The sequence below is a fragment of the uncultured Hymenobacter sp. genome, assembly GCF_964243305.1.
Taxonomy (GTDB): domain Bacteria; phylum Bacteroidota; class Bacteroidia; order Cytophagales; family Hymenobacteraceae; genus Hymenobacter.
The window spans coordinates 176,337-198,729 of record NZ_CAXTEF010000002.1 but is presented as its reverse complement, the minus strand read 5'-3'; the positions used below and the strand labels follow the sequence as shown (position 1 = coordinate 198,729).

The window sequence follows — 22,393 nt, the reverse complement described above, 5'->3', positions numbered from 1 at the left end:
CCCGGCGGGGCCCGCCCGCGCTACCTTTGCCCCGCGTGCGGCAGCCGGCCGGGCTGACGCAAAAGACGCAAGATTAATCCCTACCCCCCGCTTTGCAGCTTCTCCGCCGCGTTCAGTTCATTAAGCTCGTGGCCGCCGACTTCGGGGCGGCGCTGCTGGCCTGGATGGCGTTTTTTCTTTTGCGCAAATACCTGCTCAGCGAGATGACGCCCGGCTACCGCTTCGGCGAGGGCGACCTGTTCTACCTCTCGGGCGCGGCCCTGATGATTGCCCTTTTCTGGACCACGCTCTACGCCCTGATTGGGGAGTACCGCGACATCTTCCGCAAGTCGCGCCTGAGCGAGATAATTCGCCTGGCGCGGGTGTCGGTGCTGGGCGTGGTGGTCATCTTCTTTGCCCTGCTGCTCGACGATGGCGTGAGCAGCTACCGCCTCTACTACAAGACCGTGGCGGCGTATTTCCTGCTGCACTTCGCCCTGACGGCCATTTTTCGCACCCTGGCCGTGAGCAGCGTGCAGGGGCTGGTGCGGCGCGGCATCATCACCTTTCCGACCCTGCTGGTGGGCTCCAGCGCCCTGGCGCTGGACACGGCGCGCGAGCTGCGGCGCACCGGCCGCCACCTGGGGTTGCGGCTGGTGGGCTTCGCGCCGGTCGGCGATACGATTGCGCCCGATTTGGCCGCTGAGCTGCCCGCCGCCGGCCCCTATCAGCAGTTGCCGGCGCTGGTGCAGGCCCTGAAAATCGAGCAGGTCATTATCGCCATCGAGCCCCGCGACCACCTGCTGATTCAGCACATCCTGACGTTGCTGGAGGGCACGCCCGCGCGGGTCAGCATCCTGCCCGACCTCTACCAGATGCTGCTGGGCTCGGTGAAGGTCAACCACGTGTTCGGCACGCCGCTCATCGAAATCAAGCACGATTTGCTGCCCGTCTGGCAGGCCGTGCTCAAGCGGGTGCTCGATGTGGGGGCCTCGGCCCTGTTTCTGCTGCTGGCCTCGCCGGGGTATGCCGTCACGGGCCTGCTGGTGCGGCTGTCCTCGGCCGGGCCGGTGTTCTACCGGCAGGAGCGCATCGGGCGCCACGGGCAGCCGTTTCGCATCATCAAGTTCCGCTCGATGTACGTCGATGCCGAAGCTCAGGGCCCGGCCCTCAGCTCCGACCACGACCCGCGCATCACGCCCTGGGGCCGCTTCATGCGCCGCGTGCGCCTCGACGAGCTGCCCCAGTTCTGGAACGTGCTGCGCGGCGACATGAGTTTGGTGGGCCCGCGGCCGGAGCGGCAGTTTTTCATCGATAAAATCGTGGCAATCGCGCCCCACTACCGCCATCTGCACCGCGTCCGACCCGGCCTCACCAGCCTCGGCCAGGTCAAGTACGGCTACGCCGAAACCGTGCCCCAGATGGTGGAACGCCTTAAGTTCGACATTCTCTATATCGAAAACATGAGTTTGGCGATGGACTTCCGGGTGCTGCTCTACACGCTCAAGATTATCGTGGAAGGCCGGGGCAAATAGACCACAGATTGAGCGGATTTTAACGGATAGAACGGATTTTTTGTGGTTTCGCCTGTTCTATGCCCGTCTCTTGCATTTCGTAAAACGATAGAGCAAAAACCACAAAAAATCCGTTCTATCCGTTAAAATCCGCTCAATCTGTGGTCTATGTTCACCGGAATAATTGAAACCCTGGGCGCCGTCGAAACCTTCTCCGACGAAGGCACCAACCGCCACTTTACCATTCGCTCGCCCTTCGCTCGGGAGCTGAAAATTGACCAGAGCGTGGCCCACGACGGCGCCTGCCTCACGGTGGTAGCCGTGGATGAAGCGGCCGGCACGCACGTCGTGACGGCCATTCAGGAAACCCTGCGCAAAACCAACCTGGGCCAGTGGCAGCCCGGCCGGGCCATCAACCTGGAGCGCTGCCTGGCCGCCGGGGGCCGTTTCGACGGCCACATCGTGCAGGGCCACGTCGATGCCACGGCCGCGTGCGTGCAGGCCGACGACCAGCAGGGCTCCTGGCTGTTCCGCTTCCGGCACGCGCCCGGCCCGCAATATCTGACGGTGGAGAAAGGCTCCATCACCGTCAACGGCACCAGTTTGACCTGCTTCAACAGCACCGACAATGAGTTCTCGGTGGCTATTATTCCCTACACCTACGAGCACACCAGCTTCCGGGAAATCCGGGTGGGCTCGGTCGTGAACCTGGAGTTCGACATCGTGGGCAAGTACGTGGCCAAGCTGCTGGGGCGCGGCTGAGTTGAGCTGAAAGCAGGGGGTAGGAAATTTGGTAACCTGCTGGCCCAGGCTGCTTTGGGGCGGTTTCGCTTGCACCAGCTTGCGCACTCGAAATTGGGCAGGAGCGCTTGAATTTAGGTGAGTTGGTCTGCAACCTTCGCGGAGGGCCGGCGGTCAAGCGATAAACTGCCTACTTACCTACCCAACATGAAATACTTGTGTATTGCGGCGCTGGCCTGGGCGCCGCTGCTACTGGCCTGCTCTAAATCGGCCCCGGCTCCGAAGCTGCCCACCGGCCAGGGTTGCAGCGAAATCAGCTTCATTCCAGTGAGCGGACACAGCTTGAGCAGCGCTGAGGTACGAACGGCTAATAGCCTGTTCGCCAGCAACAACATCGATAGCCGCCACTTTCGCTACACGCGGTACGCGCGCGAATTGGTGCAAACCTACTTCCCGCCTTATGCCAGCTTTGACGAGCAGATGGTCAGCGTGGAGGAATACACCAACGGGCTGCGAGTCTTTACCGGGCAATCTAATTTCCTGTTTAAAAACGGCGTGTTCTCTTCCCGGGCCGGCGAGCCCACTGGCGGCACCAGCCTCGGCACCTCGGCCCAGCTGAAGGCGGGCCAGCTCCGGGGATTGTTCGTAGCCACTATCACCAAGTTCGACGCCGCCCGGCTGGGGGAGGTGCAGCGCCAGTGCGTGAGCGCTGAATTTGGGTATTATGACCTGAATGCCGGCACCAGCAACGCGCCCGAAAACCTGGTCAGGGCGTGGCGGGTGAGCATAAAGAATCAGGCGTACCCGTTTGCCTATTATCAGGATGGTGAGGGCCAGCTTATCTATTATGACAATGGAGTTCGCTCGTTCCGGTAGCCGGCGAGCGGTATGACGGCGGCGGCTCGCTTAGCTACTTGCGCGCCACAAGGTGCGGCTTGCTATGCTCGGCAATTGGCTGGCGGCCGGTGGCCGGATGTTTGTAGTTTGAACTGCTGGGGTAAAGCGAGGGGGGTAGGGATTCGGCCGGGCAACTTGCGGGCCGGCGCTGCGTTGAGCGCAACATCATTTCACCATTTCTCTAGTACCCGCCATGAGCAAACGCGAATTAATCGAGCCCCACGAGGGCGACAAGCGCTACGTGCGCCGCGACGAAGACGGCCAGTTCACCGAGTCCGATGACCTGAACCGCTCCCTTTCGCAGGACAATAAGCGGGATGCGGAAACGACCAGCAAGCCCGGCCAGGGCGACCAAGGCGACCGCCACACCGGTGATGAAAGCCGCAAGTAGAACGCCTGGGGCTTAACGAAGAATGAGGAATTGCTATGGCAGCAATTTCTCATTCTTCGTTAAGCCCCAGGCGCCGGTCCCAGCGGCGAAATAGTGTGGCGCCGGCCGCGCCGAGCAGCGCGCCAACCAAAGCGCCGCCCAGCACATCGGACGGGTAGTGGGCGCCGAGATAGAGACGGCTGTAGCTGAGCAGCGCCGCCCAGCCGAACAGCAGCGCTCTAAACCAAAAAAACCGCCTACCCCCCCCCGGCAGCCCCAAGGCCAGAAACACGGCCAGCGCTACGGAGTTGGCCGCGTGCGAGGACAGAAACCCGAATTGCCCGCCGCAGCCCGCCGGCAAATGCAGCAGCCCCTGCAAGCTGGGCTCGTGGCAGGGCCGCAGCCGCCCGAAATAAGGCTTGAACAAGCGCGAGGTAATGACATCGGCCAGGCCTACGGCCAGCAGCAGCAGCGGCAGCAGCCGCCACGCCCGGCGCCGGAAATACCAGCCCAGCCACAGCAGCAGCGCGGCATAGGCCGGCAGCCAGCTCAGCCGGTTCGAGGCGAAGCTCATCAGGGCGTCGAGGGCGGGCGTGTGGTACTCGTTGGCCCACAGCAGCAGGCGCCGGTCGAGGTCGATTAAATAAGCAATAATTTTAGATAACAAGTCATAATTTCACCTTCCGAAAGGTAAGTGAAATCCTGCGTTGACGGGGCTGCCGTACCCCATTGACTGTATCAAACTTTAGGGGTTTTATACCATGCTGCCAATCAAATCGGGCAGCGTGTTGAAGCACTACGGCGCTGCCGCGCTCTAGAACCTGGTCGTAGCGCTGAGTTGGGTCAGCTAATTGGGTGAAGTTCATGACGCAGGCCGAACCGAGGCTTATGGACACAATTGTATCCTCAAAGCACGGCATACAGTCGATGTGAGGCGCTATACCCTGACCGGGCAAATACTCATTGACGATAACTTGGTCTGGAGGACTAGTGAATATGCCCTCGGCGGCAAGCTGGCGAGCGTAGTAATCGCAACACTCTGGTAAAGCGCCGAGATACATCGAGTAGTCGATGCGGCGAGCTTTGTAGTCGTAGCGGTAGCCGTAATGCTGGACTCGGCGTTTAAGGTCGTCGAGCCACGGAGAAGCATCGAGCAAAGTCAGCAAGCGGGCTTCAAGGGGTGGAGAGACGTATCCCGGTAGGTAACGCAAGCCAACAGGGACTTGCTGCCGAGTTTCTACAGATGTTCTAACTGGGCTGAAAAGCGAGTAGCTCATAGGTAACCTCCTCTTCGCTTGGTGTTCCGAAGGAACTGGTTTGATAATAGACCGATTGGGTAGTATGCACCAACGAATGGGCGAAACTTATTTCTTGCCGCCAGGCGTAGTACTTGGCGTTGCGGTCAGTTCGATTAGGATTTTGAAAGAGAAAATACATCTTTGCGACCGGGCATTGCCGTCGCAACTCATGAACAAACACGGCTAAATTCATTGGGTTCAATGAAGAGCTAGCGAAAAGATACGACGCATTGATGATAACGGGGTTAGTAACCTGTATCTGCTCAACTAGGGTACCTAGGGCATCGGCCCACCGCGTGAAGTAGGTAAAGTGACTGCCATCGGCGAACAGACCGCTTGTCTCGAAAGTGCGTGCTTTATCGAGCATAGCCTGGGCAATATCAACGCCGACGTACCGGATGGGTAATGGCTGGTTGAACCGCTCACCATATAGGTCAGCCAGTGCCAGGGCGGAGGTCATAGGACCGCAACCTAGGTCAAGGAAAACCGGATGAGAGCCAGAGGTTGCTAGAAGCGAAGGTAATGAGTCAATGAGCTGCCCAAAAACATATCGACTAGTAAAGAAATGCTTCCGTAGGTTATAATAGCAATAAAGCAAAACCCGGTCTGCTGGGGCGGCAGGTGGTGAAACCGTGCGGCACTCGACAGCAAAATCAGCTTTACCGTACTCTAAAATGTGGGCGCGGATGTCAGCACTGGAATAACCTAGTGGGGCCGCGTGCCCACGGGTACGCGGGTCTTGGTTTACAGGATTAAGAATGTGGCGGCGAAAAATATCCTGGATAAATGCCGTGGGGAACAAAACAGTAGCCGCGTCAGCTGGGCGGATTAAAAGACTGCCGCCGGTTCTGCCTGCCAGCAACTCGGCCAAGGCAGGGTGCTGGAGAAAAGAATATGACTGCTGGTGCGTTGGGTCGCGGAAAAGGTTGCAGAAGGCCACATCTTCCGTTAGAAAATTGTATTGTTGAAGTTGGCGATGTCCTTGTTCTAGAAAGTTGTGGGCAACCTGCGTGACGGCAATTGTATGGTCAGCTTCCCCCTCAAATTGCGCTCGCAACAGTAAATCCATTACTTCGCGGAATACAGCGGTATAGTCGCGCTGAATGTTCAACAAGTTATTGAACAAGCGTTGAGCACGTAGGCGGAGGGTTATAGAGGAGGTTGGAGGCAATACATCAACCTCTATCAGGTTGAAACTGCCTGCTCGCTCGAAAACTGTGGCAAAAAGTAGCTGGGCTTGAGCGACCGGTGAGGTGAACTGCCAGCTAGCCTGCTGCTCCTCGTAAGGCGGGCAGGTGGTGAAGGCAGTGTAGCAGCGGTAGGCTTGTTGTAGTCCAGCTGGAGAATGTACATCAAGCGTATAAAGCGCCAATGTGAGGGCCTGCTGCTGGGTTTCGATTAGTTGGTCAAGGTCAGTGGTTGTACCACATGCGCGAAACAAAGGAGCAAATTCCTCGGTACTCATAATCTAGAGATTCATTCAGATTTGAGCAGTTGGCGCAACAGCGCCTGCTCGGCTGGGGTAAAGCTGGGGAGCAAAAGTTGCTGAAATTGCGTAGCATCGAATAAGCGCATCATTTTTAGTAGCGCGGTTTCATATACGGAACGTTCAGCGGCTACAGAGGTAGTGGGACTTAGATGTAAATTGGGCGCTACACGTGATTGCTCGGTGGAAGGCGGCACTCGGTTAGCTTCAGGTGTGGGAGCGGCACCGGCAACAGAAGCGGCCCGTAGCGGCAAGTCAAGTGTTGCAGCAGTGGGGGAGTCGGGTTGTAAGTAGTTGAGCGGGTCGTTGATAGGATGCCCCTCAGCGGCAAAGCGGAACACCGTTTCAATAATTGCGCGGTCAGAGAAAAGGCTAGGGTTGAAGCGTAGCCGATGTAATGGCTGCGCCAGGGCTTTCAATTCGGGGTCATGAATAGTTAAATTGGGGTCTTCACGGGTTAGACGGACGTAACCGTAGTAAAGGCCAAGAATAGCTAACAACCATTCCAATAGCGGTGTGGCATCAGTGAAAAGCCTACGGTTTACAGCTGTACCCAAAGCATCAAGAACCGCTTGCTTGTTGCTGTTGTCACGAGCACGGTTCGGGAACTGGCACAAAAGCACGAGCGCGGCGTAAGGTGCCTGTGGAAATTGGTCCAGGCCAGTGTTAGCGATAGCGGCCAACGCATTCTGGTAGTTAGTGCGAGTCTGGCTTAGCTTGGTAAGTTGGTCTCGGGTAGCAAGTAGGTAGTTCAGGCCCGACAGGGCTTTATCGGCAGCTGTCACTTGCCCGATTAGGCGGTCTAGCAGTTGCGTTGCCCACTCAAATGTGGCTTCAGCCCCATTATAGATGTCTGCTACCAAGGCAGTCATGAGCAATTGGCCAGCCGACCTAGGCAGCGAGTCACTTAACCTAAATAATGTTTTGAATAGGGCATCATTACCCTTTGCCGGCTCCACAAAGTTGATGGCGGAATTCAATAAGCTTAGAGCAAACGGCAACTCGATTGGATAATCCTGAACAGCCTGCCGGACGTTGGCTTGCAGTAAAGGAGCGTGTTTGAGGTAACTGAACAAGCCTAGCTGCTGGTCGAATTGCGCTAGGTTGCTAGTCCAACCAGATGCGGCAGAAGTAGCAGGTGGTTGGGGCGCGTCAGCCTCGTTCGGAAGAATAACGATGGCTAGCGGTGTCGCAAGAGTGTCGAGGTAGGCAACGTGTTCTTGGGGTAGAAAGAAATTTTTATACGTTTTAGCGTCGGCCTCAGCTTCCAGATAGGCATCTGCGTTAGCAAATAGCAGGCGGCGAATGCGGGAAACAGGCAACGGCTCAGCCAGGGCGAAGACAGTACCGAGTGATACGATATGGGAGATTTCCTCCGGCCGAAGCGTTAATTCAACCAGCACATCCTGCTCGGTAAAGCTACCAGGCTGGCCGAGGGTCAGCGGCAGGAAATCGGGATAATGGGTTAGCAGGTCAGGGGGCCGCCGTTGATGTAGCTCTGGGTCGGGGTCGAGGGCTACCGGCAGGAAGACGGCCCGGCTAAGGTAGGTGCCTAGCTTGCCGTGCGACAACTGCAGATAGTAAGGGCCAGTGGGCAGAACAATGGGCTCTTTAGTAGCAACTGGGTTGGGAATAGTTGCTGACTCAACAGGGTCGGGTGCGTCGCCCGTAATAATAGCAAGCAGTCCAGATTGGGCAGACGGAATTTCTGTAGCCGTGTCCGAAACCTTTTCGTCAGGCGCAGCACGGCTCGCATCAGCAGCGGGCGCTTTGGCGGGTGCGGCATGAGTAAGCGGCTCGTTGCTTCTATCCGATTGGTAATGAGAGCTTACTTCGAGAGCCGTTGGCAACTCATGCGGCGGCTGCCCAAGTGAGGGGAATAGCTCTGGGGCTGTTTGGGTGCGCGCGGTTCGGGCAGGCTTTACTGGTTTAGGTGATGTAAACACTGCCTCTTCGCGAGGGGAAACCAAACCGGAATGAAAAGGTGTGGGAGCTGCTAAGGGCGTAGCAGGTAATGCTGGGACGACCTCCACCTGAGCACGCTGAAATTCATCCAGCTGGTTTTTCAACTCAGCTCTGCTCAAGTCCTTGCCGCTACTACCCTGAATGACTAGGTCTCTCGCTTGACATAACCCCTGCAATATTTCCAGGCTGGCGTTGCCGAGATAAAGAGATTTTGAGCGAGGCATAGAGCGAGAATTAAAGCCGCAAGGTACCGCTATCAGAGGGCACGGTGAACGTAGGTATCGGGGCCGAAACCCTTTAGCCAGGTAGGCTTGTCCTGACCACTGTAAAGTAGGTAGAGCTTTTCGGTAGCGCGGGTACAGCCGACATAGTAGTGCTCAGGTGTTTCAATTTTTGGTCTAATCAGGGCGTATTCCATGCTAGGCATGATGACTACCTGAAATTCCAACCCCTTGACCGACTTGTATGTGGTGACCACGAAGTTTTGCATATTATCTCCTTCCTGTTCACGCTCATACTCGCTCATATCGCTATGAAAGCGGCTGATATGTAAGTCTAGTCGGTCTTTTTTAAGACGAACTTGGATTTTGCGATACCAAGCATCTACCTCATGCGTGTAGAAAAATAGGATGGCGACGTTGACTGATTCGTTGTCAATTAATAGATTATAAATTCGCTCAATAGTGTCGGCCTCATTTTCAGTTTGCAGAATGACTGGCCGGCGGTCCGTGCCGCCTTTGCCTTTGGGCATATGTTGCAAGGCGAGCGTGTCGCGGTTGCTAGGAGGCACAAATTGCCTGGCAAAGTCATAAGTTTCAAAATAATTGCGGTAATTAAACTGTAAAGCGTATTCGCTCACCTCCTGATGGTCGGTCAGCGCCAAGCAAATTTCTTTGCTAGTTGAGCCTTTATCATAAAACATTTGACCAGTGTCGGCGCCTACCGACAGGCGCTTGGTCAGCCCAGGTAAAGCCTCGTAGAGCGCACAGGGTAGGTCTTGCCCTTCGTCCACAAATATCTCGTCAAAGCGTTCCTTCTGCCCTTCCATTGCAGTCCGCATCTGAGCTACAGTATGCCGCTCAGGGTCAATATTAAAGTTGTCCGTAAGCCAACGGTACATAGTTTTTACTACTGGTTGAAGGGCGGGGTCAGCTATACCAAGCAGGCTATAGCGCAGAAGATGCTGATACGTAAGTAGCATGACGGACTTGCCTTTGTTGGCTTCGCGAGTGGCGCGGAGCAACGTGACGGTGGTTTTACCACTACCGGGGGGACCAGTGATGAGTAGGTGCCGGGGACCGTTGAACTTGATAGCCTTCAACATCTGGTCACCTCCGACTGAGCGGAGTAAATCCTCTTCAGTGATGACGTTAAACTTCTTGAATGGCATAAAATGTTGAATGCGAAAGTATCTGCGTTCGGCGTGTGGACCATCTGTTTTTTTATTAATCTACACCCAGTCCACGCCTTTGCGCAGCCAGGCCAGCGTCCGGCCCTCGGGCGAATCGGGGGCGGGCGCGGGCGGGTTGTAGGCCCAGCCGGTGCGGGGCGGCAGGCTCATAAGAATGCTCTCGGTACGGCCGCCGGTTTCGAGGCCGAAGCGGGTGCCGCGGTCGAAAGCCAGGTTGAACTCGGCGTAGCGGGCGCGGCGCAGGCTCTGCCAGGCTTCTTCCTTTTCCGAGTAGGGCAGGGCGTGGTTTTCGGCCATTAGTTGCGTGTAGCAGGGGCCGAACAGCTCGGCTACGTCCTGCCAGAAAGCCAGCAGCCCGGCGGCGCCGCCATCTTTGCCCACGGTCAGGCGGTCGAAGAAGATGCCGCCCACGCCGCGGGTTTCCTGGCGGTGGGGCAGGAAAAAGTAGTCATCGGCCCAGCGCGTAAACTTGGGGTAGTAGGCCGGGTCGTGCTTATCACAGACCGTTTTCAGGGCTTGGTGAAAGCGGCGGGCCTGGTTTTCATCGACGTAAATCGGCGTCAGGTCGATGCCGCCGCCAAACCAGGCCTCGCCGTTGCCGGCCTCGAAGTAGCGCACGTTCATGTGGATGATGGGCACGCGCGGGCTGCGCGGGTGCAGCACCACGCTCACGCCCGTGGCGTAGAAGTGCGGGTCGGGCATGTGGAGCTGCCGGGCGGCGGCCTCGCTCATCTGGCCCCAGACGGCCGAAAACCCTACCCCCCCCTTTTCCAGAATCCGGCCCTGCTCCAGCACTTTGCTGCGCCCGCCGCCGCCGCCTTCGCGCTGCCAGGGGTCGGTGAGGAAGGACCGCGGGCCACCGTCGGCGGCTTCGAGCTGCTGGCAGAGGCGCAGCTGAAAGTCGGAGAGCCAGGCTTCGATGCCGGGGCGGCGGGTCGGGGAGGAGGGGGTAGGAGACACAGGCGGCGCGAATTAGCTTTCCCGCAGAGGAACGCTGAGGAAGACGCAGAGGGGCGCAGAGGTGGGCGCCACGCTCGGCGGCCAAAGATACGCCGGGCCGGGGAGGCGTACTTTTGCCACCCCACCCACCTTGCCGTTCCTGATGCCCGAACCTGCTGCTTCCGCGCCCGCTGTCATTGTCGCCAACGCCGCGACGGCCCGCGTTTCGTCAGCGGCCAGGGCGGCGGCGGCGGCCTTTGCCTCCCCGGCTGCCGCGGCTGCCGCGCCCGCTGCTCCCGCCAATGCCCCCGCCCGCGAAATGTTCACCCGCGCCTACCGCCTCCTGCACACGGCCGCTGCTATGGCCGACCTCTACGAGGAGCAGAAAGCCGTGGCCGCCCGCTACGTCCACGCCACCGCCCGCGGCCACGAAGCCGTGCAGCTGGCCGCCGCTTTTCTGCTCACCGAGCACGACTACGCCGCCCCTTACTACCGCGACGATGCCTTGCTGCTGGGCCTGGGTTTGCGCCCGTATGAGCTGATGCTTCAGCTGCTGGCCAAACGCGACGACCCCTTCAGCGGCGGGCGCACCTACTACAGCCACCCGAGTTTGCGGCGGCCCGGCTTTCCGGTTATTCCCCACCAAAGCTCGGCCACGGGGATGCAGGCCATTCCGGCCACGGGCATGGCGCATGGTATCAAATACCTTGAGGCAGTTGGCAGTGAGCAGTTAGCAGTGAGCAGTGAGCAGGGGATAGAGAAAGGCCCCCAATTGTCAGATTCACTCAAGAAACACTGCTCACTGCTCACTGCTCACTGCTCACTGGTCCTCTGCTCCATCGGCGACGGGGCCATGACCGAGGGCGAGGTGTCGGAAGCCTTGCAAATGGCCGTGCTGCACCAGCTGCCCATCGTGTACCTGGTGCAGGATAATGACTGGGGCATCTCAGCTACCGGCCGCGAGATGCGGGCGATGGATGCCTATGAGTTTGCCGCCGGCTTCCCCGGTTTGCACCGGCTGCGGGTCGATGGGGCCGATTTTGAGTCATCATACGATGGGCTCAGCGACGCTTTTGCCCACGTGCGGGCCCGGCGCGGGCCGGTGCTGGTGCACGCGCGCTGCCCGCTGCTGGGCCACCACACCAGCGGGGTGCGCCGCGAAAAATACCGGCCTGCGGACAACCTGGCCCGGCACAACACCCTCGACCCGCTGCCGCGCCTGCACGCGCGGCTCGTGGAGCTAGGCTACGAAACCGCTGCTTTAGAAGCTATTGCCGCCGAGGCCCGCGCCCTGGTCGCGGCCGATTTTGCCGCTGCGCTGGCCGCGCCCGACCCCGACCCGGCCACCTTCGCCGACCACGAGTTTGCCCCACCCGCCGTGCTCGTGGAGGCCGGTGAGCGCCGCCCGGCCGGCGCCGAAAAAGTCCTGCTGGTCGATGCCGCCCTGCACGCGGTGGACGACATTTTGCGCGAGTTTCCCGAAGCCCTGTTCTACGGGCAGGACGTGGGCGGCGAGTTGGGCGGCGTGTTCCGCGAGGCGGCTTTATTAGCCAAAAAGTACGGCGATGGGCGCGTGTTTAACACCCCCATTCAGGAAGCTTACATCGTGGGCAGCACCGCCGGCATGGCGGCCGTGGGCGCGCGGCCCATCGTCGAGATTCAGTTTGCCGACTACATCTGGCCGGCGCTGAATCAGCTGGTCGAGGAGCTGAGCAAATCCTGCTACCTGACGATGGGCAAGTTTCCAATTCCGGCCCTCATCCGGGTGCCCATCGGCGCCTACGGCGGCGGCGGGCCCTACCATTCGGGCTCCATCGAAAGCACGCTGCTCACCATTCGGGGCATCAAAGTCGTGTACCCGAGCAACGCGGCCGACATGAAAGGGCTGCTGCGCGCCGCCTTTCTCGACCCCAACCCGGTGATTATGCTCGAACACAAGGGCTTGTACTGGAGCAAGTTGCCTGGCACCGAAGACGCCAAAACCTGGGAGCCGGCCGCCGGCTACGTCATTCCGCTGGGTGTGGCCATTGTGGCGCAGGCGGCGGCGGCCGAAAAGCAGCGCCGGGGCGAAACCTGCCTCGTCGTCACCTACGGCATGGGCGTGTACTGGGCCAAAACCGCCAGCCAACAATTTCCTGGGCAGGTCGAAATCCTGGATTTGCGCACCCTGAATCCGCTGGATATCGACGCCGTGCGCGCGGCCGTGCGCCGCCACGGCAAGGTGCTGGTGCTCACCGAGGAGCCCTTGCTCAACTCGTTCGCCGAGAGCCTGGCCGGCCGCATTCAGCGCGCGTGCTTCCAGCAGCTCGATGCGCCGGTCTTCACGCTGGGCGCCGCCAATTTGCCAGCCATTGCCCTGAATGTGGAGCTGGAAAGGATGATGCTGCCGAGCGCGCCGAAAGTGGCGGCGGCGCTGGAAGAATTGCTGGCGTATTAGGAAAATGGCGGGTTGCGCCAGACAAGGGGGGTAGGGAATTGGCGCTTGAGCACGAGCTGGCGCGGAGTTGGCGCGGGGCTGTGCCCGTGCCGCCTGGTCGCCGGCCTCTGGCCGGAATACTGCCAGTGCCGGAAGAATACTACTCGGCGAACAACCTCCGAGACTAGGAGCCGATGACCGCCTGGTGGCGCGGCCCGGCCGGAAGCCGGGTAGCAAGCAGTCACGGGGCAGAGCCCCGCGCCAATTCGGGCGGTAGAGATGCTTCGCTGCGCTCAGCATGACGTTCAATTGGTTTTCACCGACCTTTCCCTATCCCCCTTTAGAATGGATACCCAATGCCCAGATTGAAGGCGGTGGGGTTCTTGGTGTTCTGGCCGAAGTTGCGCAGCGCCCACTGCTCGCCGCTGGGCGCGGTGGGGTCGAAGATGCGCGTGGCCACGTCGAGGCGCAGGATGAGAAAGGTGAAGTCGAAGCGCACGCCAATGCCGGAGCCCACGGCAATCTGCTGGTAGAAGGAGTTGAGCTTGAACGTGGCGCCGGGGCGGCCGTCGTCGGCTTGCAGGCTCCAGACGTTGCCCACGTCCGTAAACAAGGCGCCCTTCACGAAGCTGTAGACCGGAAAGCGGTATTCGACGCTGCCTTCCAGCAGCAGTTCGCCGGGCTGCTCGCTCACGAAGTCGCGGATGAGGCGCACCGTGGGTGGCGTCGTGTTGGGGTCAATAATAATGGGTTCGCCGTTCTCGTTGCGCTCCGCGATATAGCTCGTGTAGGAGCCCGGCCCAAGGCGACGCGGACCCCAGGCGCGCAAGCTGGTGGAGCCGCCTGCGAAAAAGGAGCGGTCGTAGGGAATAACGAGTTGACCATCCTCGGTGCGACTGAGCGCGTGGGCCACGCCGCCGTTGAGGCGGTACACGAAGTAGGTGCGGGGCGTGAGGTGGAAGTAGCGGCGGTAGTCGGCGCTGAGACGGGCGAAATTGTACACCTGCAGACCTTCATCGCCGTCTCTGCGGGTGGCTTCGGCCAGGCGCTGGCGGTAGAGGCCGCGGGTGAGGCCGCCGACTTCGGCGCTCAGGCGCAGGTAGCGGGCATCGCGGGTTTGGTTAAAGTCGTTGGAATTGTAGAGGGAAGTGAGGGCCATGCTCGGCACAAGCTGCCGTACAAACGAGCGGTAGAGCGGCGAGCCCCGGCTTTGCAACTCGTCGAGCGCGGCCTGGTACTCATCGCTGATGTTGCTGGCATTAATCAGACTAATTACCACGGGCGAAAGCACGAACTGGTGAAATGCCGAGCGCTGCCAGAGGTAGTCGTAGCTGAACTCAATATTGGTGCGCGTGTATTCGGGCCGGTTCACGTAGGTGTCGCTAAGCGAAAACCGCGTTTTGGGATTGTACTGGGCCAGGTAGCTGCCTTGGCGGAACGGCAGCAGAAACTGCGGCAGCAGCAGCGAGGCCGTAGCGCCGAACTGCGCGGCGTAGCGGCTCTGGTCGGTGTTGACGCGGCCATCGGCCAGCCGCACGTACTGCCCCTCAAAGCCCACGCGGGCGCCCAGCTCCAGCAGTTCAGCCCCGCCAAACGGGTTGCGCCACTTCAGGCGCACGTTCAGGAAGGGGCCGAGCTTGTCGGCCACGAGCGTGCCGCCAAACTCAGTTGTTTCCTGAAATCGCTTGGCCGGCGCGGCATTCACCACGGCATCGAGCAAGCCCTCGTCGGGAGAGGTATGAGGTATGAGTTGGGAGTTATGAGCTGCCGAGTCGGCGGAGGCAGAGGGGGTAGGGACTGGGCTGCCGCCGCGCTGGTTGCGCAGGGCATCGGCGCCGGCCCCGGCGCGGGTAGGGCTGGCGCCGGCCGGCACGCTCACGCCCAGCGCGGTGCTGGTGGTGGTGTCGGTGGGCGCCTCCACTTTGCGGTAAGTGACGGTGTTGAAGCGAAACATATCCAGGTCGGCCAGCTGGCGCTGGGTGCGCTGGGTGTTGAGCAGGCTGAAGCGCTGGCCGGGCCGCAGCGTGAGCTTCTGGCCCAGCACCCGCGTGCTGTAGGCGAGCCGGTAAGCGGCGTAGCGCACCGAATCGACGAGGGTGGTGTCGCGCGGCGGGCGGGCGGGGCGCCCGCCCAGGCCGCCCGCCGTGCCCGCGCCGTCAGCGGCCGGGGTTCGGCCCGCGGGGGGGGGTAGGGAACCGGCCTGGCGCAGCGTGTCGGCCGCGCTGCGCGGCAATGGCGCGGGCGCGGCCGGCGCGGCGCCCACGCCGGTGCCGGTTGTGGCCTGCCGCAGCACCCGGTTGGCGCCGTTGTCGGTCACCATCGTCACGCGGCGCAAGCGGTACACGCGGTGGCCCTGGCCGGGGCCGGGGTTGGCAATGAGCGTGCGCAGCCGCACGGTGAAGGGCGCGAAGCTGGTGTCGGCTTCGAGCGTGATGTACTGCTGGCGAAAGTCGTAGTAGCCTGCGTTCTTGAGCTGCGTTTCCAGCCGCTGCCGCTCCTCCCCGATGCGGTCTTCGTTGTAGGTCTCGCCCACTTTCAGCAGCGTCTCGCCCTGGCCCTGGCGCAGCACCCGCGCCACCCCGGAGTCGGGAATAGTGGTGGTGAGCTGCGCGAGCACAAAGGGCCGGTTGCGCTCCACCTCGTAGACCAGCGCCACGCGGCGGTAGGGCACGGCCCGGTCGAGCGAGTCGTGGGGCCCGCTCCGCCCGATGCCCAGCGCCCGCAGCCCGCGCACCACCACGCTGCGCCGGTAGCGGGCCGTGTCGATGGCCCGCACCCGGCTGCGGAAATAGCCCTGCGTGCGCAGGTAGGTGCTCATCTGCTCGACGGTGCGGCGGGTCAGGGCCGAGTCGTAGACCACCGGCGCCTCGCCCAGGCGCATGATGGCGTTGCCCTTGTCCAGGGCCAACTGCCGGCGGTTGAGGGCCCGCTCGCGGCGGGCCAGCAACTGGCCTATCTGGGCCGAATCGGTGCCGGCCTTCGCCACCTGCTTCGTAAAGTCGTCGCGGATGGCCTGCTGCTTTTTAAGGATGCGCTCGCGGTTATAAAACGTGTAGCCGAGCTGGTAGATGGCCAGCTTGGGCAGCGGGAAGCGGCTGTTGGGCTCCTGCTGCACCAGCGTCAGCAGGCGGTCCTGCTCGGCCTGCGTGGCCTGGCCGCGCACCTCCACCCGGCTCAGCAGACGCTGCCGGGGCGCCAGCAGCCGGAAGGGCGAGCAGGCGGCCAGCCCCAGCAGCAGTAGCGCCAGCAGCAACGCCAGCCCCGGCAGCGGCCCGCGCCGGTCCGGCCCTGGCCGGAGCCGGCGTTTGAGCCGTTTCTTTGCCGGCTCACCGGGCAGGGGGGGGGTAGGGATTTTCAGCGGCAGCGGCACGAATGGTTTCAAAAGCAGTGGCAAAATACGTGCAGGCGCTGCACCACAAAAAGTACCGGCAGCGCTACGGCGCCTTTCTGGTGGAGGGCGGCAAGAGCGTGCGCGAGCTGCTAAGTTCGGGCCTCGCGGTGGAACACCTGCTCGTGAGCCCCGAGTTTGCCGCCCAGCTTGGCCCGCTGCCGCCCGCCGCCCCGCCGCCCGTGCTGGCCTCGGAAAGCGAATTAACCCAGCTCAGCACGCTCAGCACCAACCTGACGGCCCTGGCCGTGGCCCGCCGCCCGCCCGAGCTGCCCCTGCCCCCAACGCTTACCCAAACCCGCCTGGTATTGGCCCTCGACGCCGTGGCCGACCCCGGCAACCTGGGCACGCTCCTGCGCCTGGCCGACTGGTACGGCCTGCCCGGCGTGGTGCTCGGTGCCGGCTGCGCCGACGCGTTCGGGCCCAAAACCGTGGCCGCCAGCATGGGTTCCTTCGCCCGCGTGCCAGTCTGGGAGCGGGAGCTGGCCGACTGGCTGGCTTCCCTACCCCCCGCCGCGCCGGTCTACGGGGCCGACTTGCAGGGCGACAACGTGCACCGCCTGGACCTGCGCCCCGCCGGCGTGCTCGTCATGGGCAGCGAGTCGCACGGCCTGACGCCGGCCGTGGCCGCGCGCCTGAGCCGGCGCCTGCACATTCCGCGCGCGCCCGGCGGCGGGGCCGAAAGCTTGAACGTGGCCATTTCGGCCGGCATTCTGCTCGACAATTTCTTTCGGGAGCTGTAGTGCGAAGTAGCGCGGACTTTGTAGTCCGCGAGCTGAACAGCTCGTTCACTCGCGGACTACAAAGTCCGCGCTACTTCTACTTCCTACCCCCCTACAGTCCATTTAGCCCGCTCAACGTCAGCCCGAAGCTGAGCACCTGCGTTTGCGGACCGCGGTTTTCCTTGAACAGCTCGTTGAGGTTGTATTTGGCGAATAAGGTGAGGCTTCCTACCCCCACGTTGCCCAGCAAGCCATACTGAAACTCCTCCAGGTTGAACGAGCCGCGGTCCTTGTCCTTGATGGCGTCACCGTCCTGGTAGTACTTGACTTTGGTGTGCTGACCCAGCAGATAGCCCGCGAAGCCGCCCGCGCCGAGTTTGAAGGCCGGCCGGCCCTTGGCGTTGCGCAGCTGCATGGTCAGCAGCAGCGGCACGTTGAGGGTGGTGGTGGTGAGCTTGGATTTTTGCAGCTCGCGGCCCTCGGTTTCGCCCACCACCTCGGTGCGGCCGTTGGCACTCACCCAGCGGTTGTTGCCTTGCAGCATGTAGTTGTTGAAGGCAAATTCCGGCCCCAGGCTCAGGTACATCGGGCTGCGCCGGCCGCCCAGGCGCTGGGCGTAGCTCAGGCCAATATTGAGGTAGCGCGAGCCCTCCGGGCGCAGTTCCAGCGTGCCGGGCGCCAGGCCGGGCGCCGTGGCGTAGGCTTTTTTATTGACCAGCGCGTTCAGACCCACATCGAGGCGGAAGTCGCTGTTGTGGCTGCGGTTGAGGCGCTTTTCGCGCTTAATTGAGTCGGCACGGTGCTTGGACATAAATTCGCCGTCCTGGAACGTGTAGCTTTTTTTACCGTCGGTGTCAATGGTCACATTCATGCCGAACTTCTTGTTGAGCAGCACTTCCACGCGGTTGCGGTCGGGGCGGCTCTTGCGCGTGGTGACGCGGATTTGCTCGGGCAGGTTCTGGCCGGGCTGGTCTTTGTCGGGGTAAAAGTCGATGGTTACGCGCTCGGTTTTGGCCGTTTTGGCCGCCGCCTCGGCCTGGTCAATATAAGTGCCCAGGCGGCTGGTGAGCGAGTCGAGGTGGTAGTTCTTGAGCTGCCGCAGCTGGGCGGCATCGCGCACGAGCAGGGTCATGACCACGCCGTTGGGCAGCCGGACGGTGATGGTATCCTGAGGGGCGGCGGCCGGCCGTAGCGTGGGTGCAGCCGGCGGCGCGGCCTGGGCCGGGCGCAGGCTCAGGCCCAGTAAGAAGGCGGATACGAGCAGAATGGCAGGTTTCATAAAAAGGAGCCGAAGTGTAAAGGACAGGTTAGGAAAAAAGGAGGGGGTAGGGCCACCGCCGGGGCGGCCGGTCAGCAGCACAAACCAGGTTGAAAAGCCGCCGCGGCTACAGCTCCAGCGTTTTGCTCACGGTATGCTCGCCCACGCGGGCCTGCACGGTGAGGTTGCTGGGCAGCTGCTGGAGGACGGTGAGGCCCTGCCGGGCGGTGCGCACCACCCGGCCGGCCCCGCCCAGCACCTCACCCAGGCCGCCACGCAGCCCCCGGCGCCGGCCGGCACCGGCCGAAGCCGCCGCGACCGGCGTCCCGGTGCCCGCGGTGGCAATGGCTGGCGCGCCGGGCCCGCCGCCCCGGCGCACGTCCACCTCAATCACATTGGCCAGGTGAGGGGGGGTAGGCGCCATCGGTAAAGCGGCCCGGCTTGCGGCGGGCGCCGGTTGCGGCGCCGGGCTTGCCGCCAAGCCCGGCTGGCTGCTGCCTGGGAGGGTAGATGCGGCTGCGTCGGGCCGGGTTGCCTGGGTAGGCGGTGGGGGCGAAGAAAAAGTTTTGGCTGCTACTACCGGTTGCGCCGTCGCCGGCTGCCCGGCGCGTGACACCTCGCGAGCGGCGGGCGCGGCGGCAAGCAGCGCAGCCGGAGCGCTGGCTCTCAAGGCCTTCGGTTGCCGGCCGGGCCGGCCGGATGCCAGTGACGGCCGTTGCTTCGCCGGCTTAGCTTGCGCAATTGCCGCACTTCTGGCAGCCGATTCCTGCGCCGCGACCGGGCCAACTCCGACTACTGCCGGGCCACCGGGCTGGGAAGCGGCGCTCGCTGGGTCGGGGGTGGGTCCGGCTTCGTTTTTGGACTCGGGAGTCTGGGTAGTTCCCGCCGCTTTTGGCTGCGCCCTCGCCACAGCCGGGCGGTGGGCGGTGGCCGGGCGCCAGCTGCCCCAGAGGCTAGCGCCGCCCGCCACTAGCAGCAGCGCCACCACGGCGGCCAGCGCCAGCGGCCACCAGGCGGCGCGGCGCCGACGCCGGGGCGGGTGCAGCTCGTCTTCCAGCCGCTCCCACAGCGCGCGCGGCGGGGGCGTGCGGTGGTCGGCCAGGCCACCGCGAAACAGCTTGTCAATATCGTCGGGTTGCATAATATTCTTTGGTGGTGGAGGTGGAAGCGGGGGCCGGACCGGCGCCCAGCCAGCGCTGAAGCAGGGCCCGCGCCTTGCTGAGCTGCGATTTGCTGGTGCCTTCGGTGATGCCGAGCAGCTGAGCGATTTCCTGGTGGCCGTAGCCTTCCACGGCGTAGAGGTTGAACACGGCGCGGTAGCCGGGTGGCAAGTGCGCGAGCAAAGCCAGCAAGTCATTGGCCTGGAGCTGGGTGTCGGCCGTGGCGGGCGTCGAGAACCGGTGCGGGTCGGCCTCGTCCAGGGCCACTTGCAGGGCCTCGCGCTTGCGCAGCTGCCCCAGCGCCTCGTTCACCATGATGCGCCGCACCCAGCCCTCGAAGCTGCCCTCGTGCCGAAACTCCGGCAGCGCCCGAAACATCTTGGTGAAGCCGGCCAGCAGGGCTTCCTCCGCATCTTCCGGGCGCTTCAGATAGCGGCGGCACACCGAGAGCATCAGCCCGGCCAGCTGCTCGTAGAGCTGGCGCTGGGCGCGGGGCTCGCCCCGGCAGCAGGCGGCGATGAGGTCGGCTTCAGTCACGGCGGCGAAGGGGGTAGGGATTAAGCCAGGCGGGGCAAGGTGGCGGGTTCGGGGCGCTAGATGGGGGTAGGGAACGCAGGGTTGCCTGGGGTCGAAAAAAAGTATGTCCAGGACCCCGTGAGGCGGTCCGGTCCGACGCCCCAGGCGTCGGACCGGCGGCCATTCAATTTGTGAGAACAATTCCTGCCCCTTCTTTCGCCTCAACGGCCCGGCCTTCACCCGGTCGGACGCCTAGGGCGTCGGACCGGACCGTCTCACGGGGCCAACACCGTCAGCCGCAGGCCCGACGGGTGCTGCCGGTCGTGGTACACCGAAATGGTGGCCGGCTGAAAATCCTTGGCCTCCGCCTGCATGATGTTGACGAAGGTTTGCGGGTTGCGGTCGATGAGCGGAAACCAGGAGCTTTGCACCTGCACCAGCAGGCGGTGGCCTTTTTTAAAGGTGTGCAGCACGTCGTTCAGCTCGTACCTGACTTCCGCCACGCGGCCGGGCTGGAAGGCCTCAGGCCGCTCGAAGCCGTTGCGGAAGCGCCCGCGGATGGGCTCGGCGCGCACCAGGCGCTGGTAGCCGGCGCCGCTGGGTTTGGTCGAGTTGGGCGCGTCCGTCGGCAGCACGTCGATGAGCTTGACGATAAAATCGGCGTCGGTGCCGGTCGTGCTCACGAACAGGTCGGCCGTGAGCGGGCCGGCCAGGGTCAGGTCCTCACTCAGCGGCGCGGTTTGGAAGCTCAGCACGTCGGGGCGCTTGGCCGCGAAGCGCTGGTCTTCAATCATATACTCATTATTGCGCTCGGCGTGCACGCCCGCTGTGTAGGGCACGGGATTGGCCGGGTCGCTGCGGTAGGTGCTGGGTCTGGCCGGTCGCACAACTGGCTTAGTGAGGTGCGGACTTAGTATTTGATTTTTAAGGGCTTGCCGCCCCGGTGTTCCGGCAGTGTCAGTGAAAGCCAGCGTGAGGCTACCAGCCGGGTTCAGGTATAACATTTGGGTCTGGGCGGCGGGGGGCGGCCAGGCGGGGTAGGCTTTCCACTCGTTGGTGCCGGTGTCAAACACCGTGGCTTCGGCGGGATTAAAGCGGCCTTTATCTTTCAGGTAGAAGTTGAAAAACGGCGTTTCCAGGCTGTCGCGGAAGTGCTGGGCGGTATTTTCGCCGAAATCGAGCGGCCCGAACCGGCGCCACTCCGGCCGGGCCCAGGCGCCGTGGGTCCAGGGGCCCATCACGAGGCGGTTGGTGGCGCCGGGGTTTTGCTGTTCGATGGCCTGGTAGGTGCTGAGCGCCCCGAACAAATCTTCGGCATCAAACCAGCCGCCCACCACCAGCACCGCCGGCTGCACCTGCGTGAGCGCGGGGCGGATGTTGCGCGCCTGCCAGTAGGCGTCGTAGGTCGGGTGGGCCAGGTACTCGTTGAAGATTTTACCCTTTTGGTTGAAATACTGCGAGCCATTGGCGTTTTTAACTGGGCCCAGCTTCAGAAAAAACTGGTAGGCATCTTTAAAGTCAGCCGTGAAAACCGGCTTGTAGTCGGCCCCATCCGCTTGGCGCTGCCCGTCAAAATACTTCAGGAAGCTGAAGTTGTCGAGCAGGTAAAACGCGCCCTTGTGAAAGGCGTCGTCGCCGATGAACTCATCCGTCACCGGCGCCTGCGGCGACACCGCCCGGATGGCCGGGTGCGCCTGGGGCAGCGCCGCCGCGGCGTAGAAGCCGGGGTAGGAAATGCCCAGGATGCCCACGCGGCCGTTATTATTCGGCACATTCTGGAGCAGCCACGCCACCGTGTCGTAGGTGTCGGTGCTCTCGTTGGGGGCCGGGCCGGCGCGGGTTGCGGGGGCATTGGCGCCGGGCAGGGGGGTAGGGATGCTGGCGGGCCGGGCGGGGGTCATTTCCTCAAACTGCCCCTCGCTCTTATAGCGCCCCCGCACATCCTGATACACGAAAATAAACTTTTCCCGCGACAGCTCGGCGCTGGGGCCCGGTCCGCTCGGGCGGTAGTTGTCGGCGCCGTAGGGCCCGGCCGAGTAGGGGGTTCGCTCCAGCAGGAAGGGGTAGGGGCGGCCCGGCGCGGCATCGAGCGGCACATAGATTACCGTGTGGAGCCGGGTGCCGTCGCGCATGGCAATCGGGTGCTCCAGCTTGCGGTAGTGCTGGCGCGCGAAGGCGGCAGTGGTGGCGGGCAGGGGGGTAGGCGCCTGGGCCTGGGCGCCCGGCGCCGGGTCCGTCAGGGCCGCGGCCAGCAACGCCGGCAGCAGAATACGAAACATGGGGCAGGGCGGAAAAGGCGCGGCGGCCGGCGCCGTAATTGGAAGGATAAGAGC

The 22,393-nt window shown here is 62.6% G+C and carries 17 protein-coding genes; 6 read left to right on the top strand and 11 right to left on the bottom strand.

Features of this window, described 5'->3' with window-relative positions:
* Positions 1–92 precede the first annotated feature (92 nt).
* From ACFE70_RS02375 to ACFE70_RS02360, 4 genes are all read left to right on the top strand, one after another.
* The gene (locus ACFE70_RS02375; protein ID WP_375416102.1) at positions 93–1,514 is read left to right on the top strand and encodes a sugar transferase; all 1,422 of its coding nucleotides are present in this window, start codon (positions 93–95) and stop codon (positions 1,512–1,514) included.
* 147 nt (positions 1,515–1,661) lie between these two features.
* Positions 1,662–2,255: a riboflavin synthase gene (locus ACFE70_RS02370; RefSeq protein WP_375416101.1), complete on the top strand. Its 594-nt coding sequence runs from the start codon at positions 1,662–1,664 to the stop codon at positions 2,253–2,255.
* 186 nt (positions 2,256–2,441) lie between these two features.
* Complete coding sequence (locus ACFE70_RS02365; RefSeq protein ID WP_375416100.1) at positions 2,442–3,110, top strand: hypothetical protein; 669 nt, start codon at positions 2,442–2,444, stop codon at positions 3,108–3,110.
* A gap of 214 nt (positions 3,111–3,324) precedes the next feature.
* A complete protein-coding gene (locus ACFE70_RS02360) occupies positions 3,325–3,522 on the top strand; it encodes a hypothetical protein (RefSeq protein ID WP_375416099.1) in 198 nt (65 codons plus the stop codon).
* Positions 3,523–3,571: 49 nt separating this feature from the next.
* Here the strand turns inward: ACFE70_RS02360 and ACFE70_RS02355 are convergent, their stop codons facing one another.
* The 6 genes from ACFE70_RS02355 to hemF form a co-directional block, all read right to left on the bottom strand.
* Entirely contained in the window at positions 3,572–4,168 is a 597-nt protein-coding gene (locus ACFE70_RS02355; RefSeq protein WP_375416098.1) for a phosphatase PAP2 family protein, read from the bottom strand.
* A 1-nt stretch (position 4,169) separates the two neighbouring features.
* The gene (locus ACFE70_RS02350; RefSeq protein ID WP_375416097.1) at positions 4,170–4,667 is read right to left on the bottom strand and encodes an alpha-ketoglutarate-dependent dioxygenase AlkB; all 498 of its coding nucleotides are present in this window, start codon (positions 4,665–4,667) and stop codon (positions 4,170–4,172) included.
* An 82-nt stretch (positions 4,668–4,749) separates the two neighbouring features.
* Positions 4,750–6,264: a class I SAM-dependent methyltransferase gene (locus tag ACFE70_RS02345; protein ID WP_375416096.1), complete on the bottom strand. Its 1,515-nt coding sequence runs from the start codon at positions 6,262–6,264 to the stop codon at positions 4,750–4,752.
* Positions 6,265–6,275: 11 nt separating this feature from the next.
* Entirely contained in the window at positions 6,276–8,474 is a 2,199-nt protein-coding gene (locus ACFE70_RS02340; RefSeq protein WP_375416095.1) for a hypothetical protein, read from the bottom strand.
* A 32-nt stretch (positions 8,475–8,506) separates the two neighbouring features.
* Positions 8,507–9,640, bottom strand: a complete 1,134-nt coding sequence (locus ACFE70_RS02335; RefSeq protein WP_375416094.1) for a hypothetical protein — start codon at positions 9,638–9,640, stop codon at positions 8,507–8,509.
* A gap of 60 nt (positions 9,641–9,700) precedes the next feature.
* Positions 9,701–10,621: an oxygen-dependent coproporphyrinogen oxidase gene (gene hemF / locus ACFE70_RS02330; protein WP_375416093.1), complete on the bottom strand. Its 921-nt coding sequence runs from the start codon at positions 10,619–10,621 to the stop codon at positions 9,701–9,703.
* Positions 10,622–10,763: 142 nt separating this feature from the next.
* Between hemF and ACFE70_RS02325 the strand changes: the two genes are divergently transcribed.
* Positions 10,764–13,037 carry a thiamine pyrophosphate-dependent enzyme gene (locus ACFE70_RS02325; protein WP_375416092.1) on the top strand — a complete coding sequence of 758 codons (2,274 nt, stop codon included), beginning with the start codon at positions 10,764–10,766 and terminating at the stop codon, positions 13,035–13,037.
* A gap of 319 nt (positions 13,038–13,356) precedes the next feature.
* Here the strand turns inward: ACFE70_RS02325 and ACFE70_RS02320 are convergent, their stop codons facing one another.
* Positions 13,357–16,398, bottom strand: a complete 3,042-nt coding sequence (locus tag ACFE70_RS02320) for a BamA/TamA family outer membrane protein (RefSeq protein WP_375416091.1) — start codon at positions 16,396–16,398, stop codon at positions 13,357–13,359.
* On the opposite strand from ACFE70_RS02320, the gene ACFE70_RS02315 reads away from it, so the two are divergent.
* Positions 16,389–17,147 (top strand): RNA methyltransferase, encoded by a 759-nt coding sequence (locus ACFE70_RS02315; protein WP_375416090.1) that lies wholly within the window; start codon positions 16,389–16,391, stop codon positions 17,145–17,147. The genes ACFE70_RS02320 and ACFE70_RS02315 overlap by 10 nt on opposite strands.
* Before the next feature lie 91 nt (positions 17,148–17,238).
* Here the strand turns inward: ACFE70_RS02315 and ACFE70_RS02310 are convergent, their stop codons facing one another.
* The 4 genes from ACFE70_RS02310 to ACFE70_RS02295 all read right to left on the bottom strand — a co-directional run bounded on the left by ACFE70_RS02310 (position 17,239) and on the right by ACFE70_RS02295 (position 22,339).
* Positions 17,239–18,405: an outer membrane beta-barrel protein gene (locus tag ACFE70_RS02310; protein ID WP_375416089.1), complete on the bottom strand. Its 1,167-nt coding sequence runs from the start codon at positions 18,403–18,405 to the stop codon at positions 17,239–17,241.
* 106 nt (positions 18,406–18,511) lie between these two features.
* Positions 18,512–19,525 carry a hypothetical protein gene (locus ACFE70_RS02305; RefSeq protein ID WP_375416088.1) on the bottom strand — a complete coding sequence of 338 codons (1,014 nt, stop codon included), beginning with the start codon at positions 19,523–19,525 and terminating at the stop codon, positions 18,512–18,514.
* Entirely contained in the window at positions 19,506–20,081 is a 576-nt protein-coding gene (locus ACFE70_RS02300) for an RNA polymerase sigma factor (protein WP_375416087.1), read from the bottom strand. Before ACFE70_RS02300 ends, ACFE70_RS02305 begins: the two co-directional genes overlap by 20 nt.
* Positions 20,082–20,335: 254 nt before the next feature.
* Complete coding sequence (locus ACFE70_RS02295) at positions 20,336–22,339, bottom strand: CocE/NonD family hydrolase (RefSeq protein WP_375416086.1); 2,004 nt, start codon at positions 22,337–22,339, stop codon at positions 20,336–20,338.
* Between the last annotated feature and the right edge of the window lie 54 nt (positions 22,340–22,393).

Excerpts from the sequence above, each read along its gene's own strand:
- ACFE70_RS02365 (WP_375416100.1), top strand. The coding sequence starts at position 2,442 with ATGAAATACTTGTGTATTGCGGCGCTGGCCTGGGCGCCGCTGCTACTG.
- ACFE70_RS02360 (WP_375416099.1), top strand. The coding sequence starts at position 3,325 with ATGAGCAAACGCGAATTAATCGAGCCCCACGAGGGCGACAAGCGCTAC.
- ACFE70_RS02340 (WP_375416095.1), bottom strand. The coding sequence starts at position 8,474 with ATGCCTCGCTCAAAATCTCTTTATCTCGGCAACGCCAGCCTGGAAATA.
- ACFE70_RS02325 (WP_375416092.1), top strand. The coding sequence starts at position 10,764 with ATGCCCGAACCTGCTGCTTCCGCGCCCGCTGTCATTGTCGCCAACGCC.
- ACFE70_RS02310 (WP_375416089.1), bottom strand. The coding sequence starts at position 18,405 with ATGAAACCTGCCATTCTGCTCGTATCCGCCTTCTTACTGGGCCTGAGC.
- ACFE70_RS02305 (WP_375416088.1), bottom strand. The coding sequence starts at position 19,525 with ATGCAACCCGACGATATTGACAAGCTGTTTCGCGGTGGCCTGGCCGAC.
- ACFE70_RS02295 (WP_375416086.1), bottom strand. The coding sequence starts at position 22,339 with ATGTTTCGTATTCTGCTGCCGGCGTTGCTGGCCGCGGCCCTGACGGAC.
- ACFE70_RS02345 (WP_375416096.1), bottom strand. The coding sequence starts at position 6,264 with ATGAGTACCGAGGAATTTGCTCCTTTGTTTCGCGCATGTGGTACAACC.
- ACFE70_RS02370 (WP_375416101.1), top strand. The coding sequence starts at position 1,662 with ATGTTCACCGGAATAATTGAAACCCTGGGCGCCGTCGAAACCTTCTCC.
- ACFE70_RS02315 (WP_375416090.1), top strand. The coding sequence starts at position 16,389 with ATGGTTTCAAAAGCAGTGGCAAAATACGTGCAGGCGCTGCACCACAAA.
- ACFE70_RS02335 (WP_375416094.1), bottom strand. The coding sequence starts at position 9,640 with ATGCCATTCAAGAAGTTTAACGTCATCACTGAAGAGGATTTACTCCGC.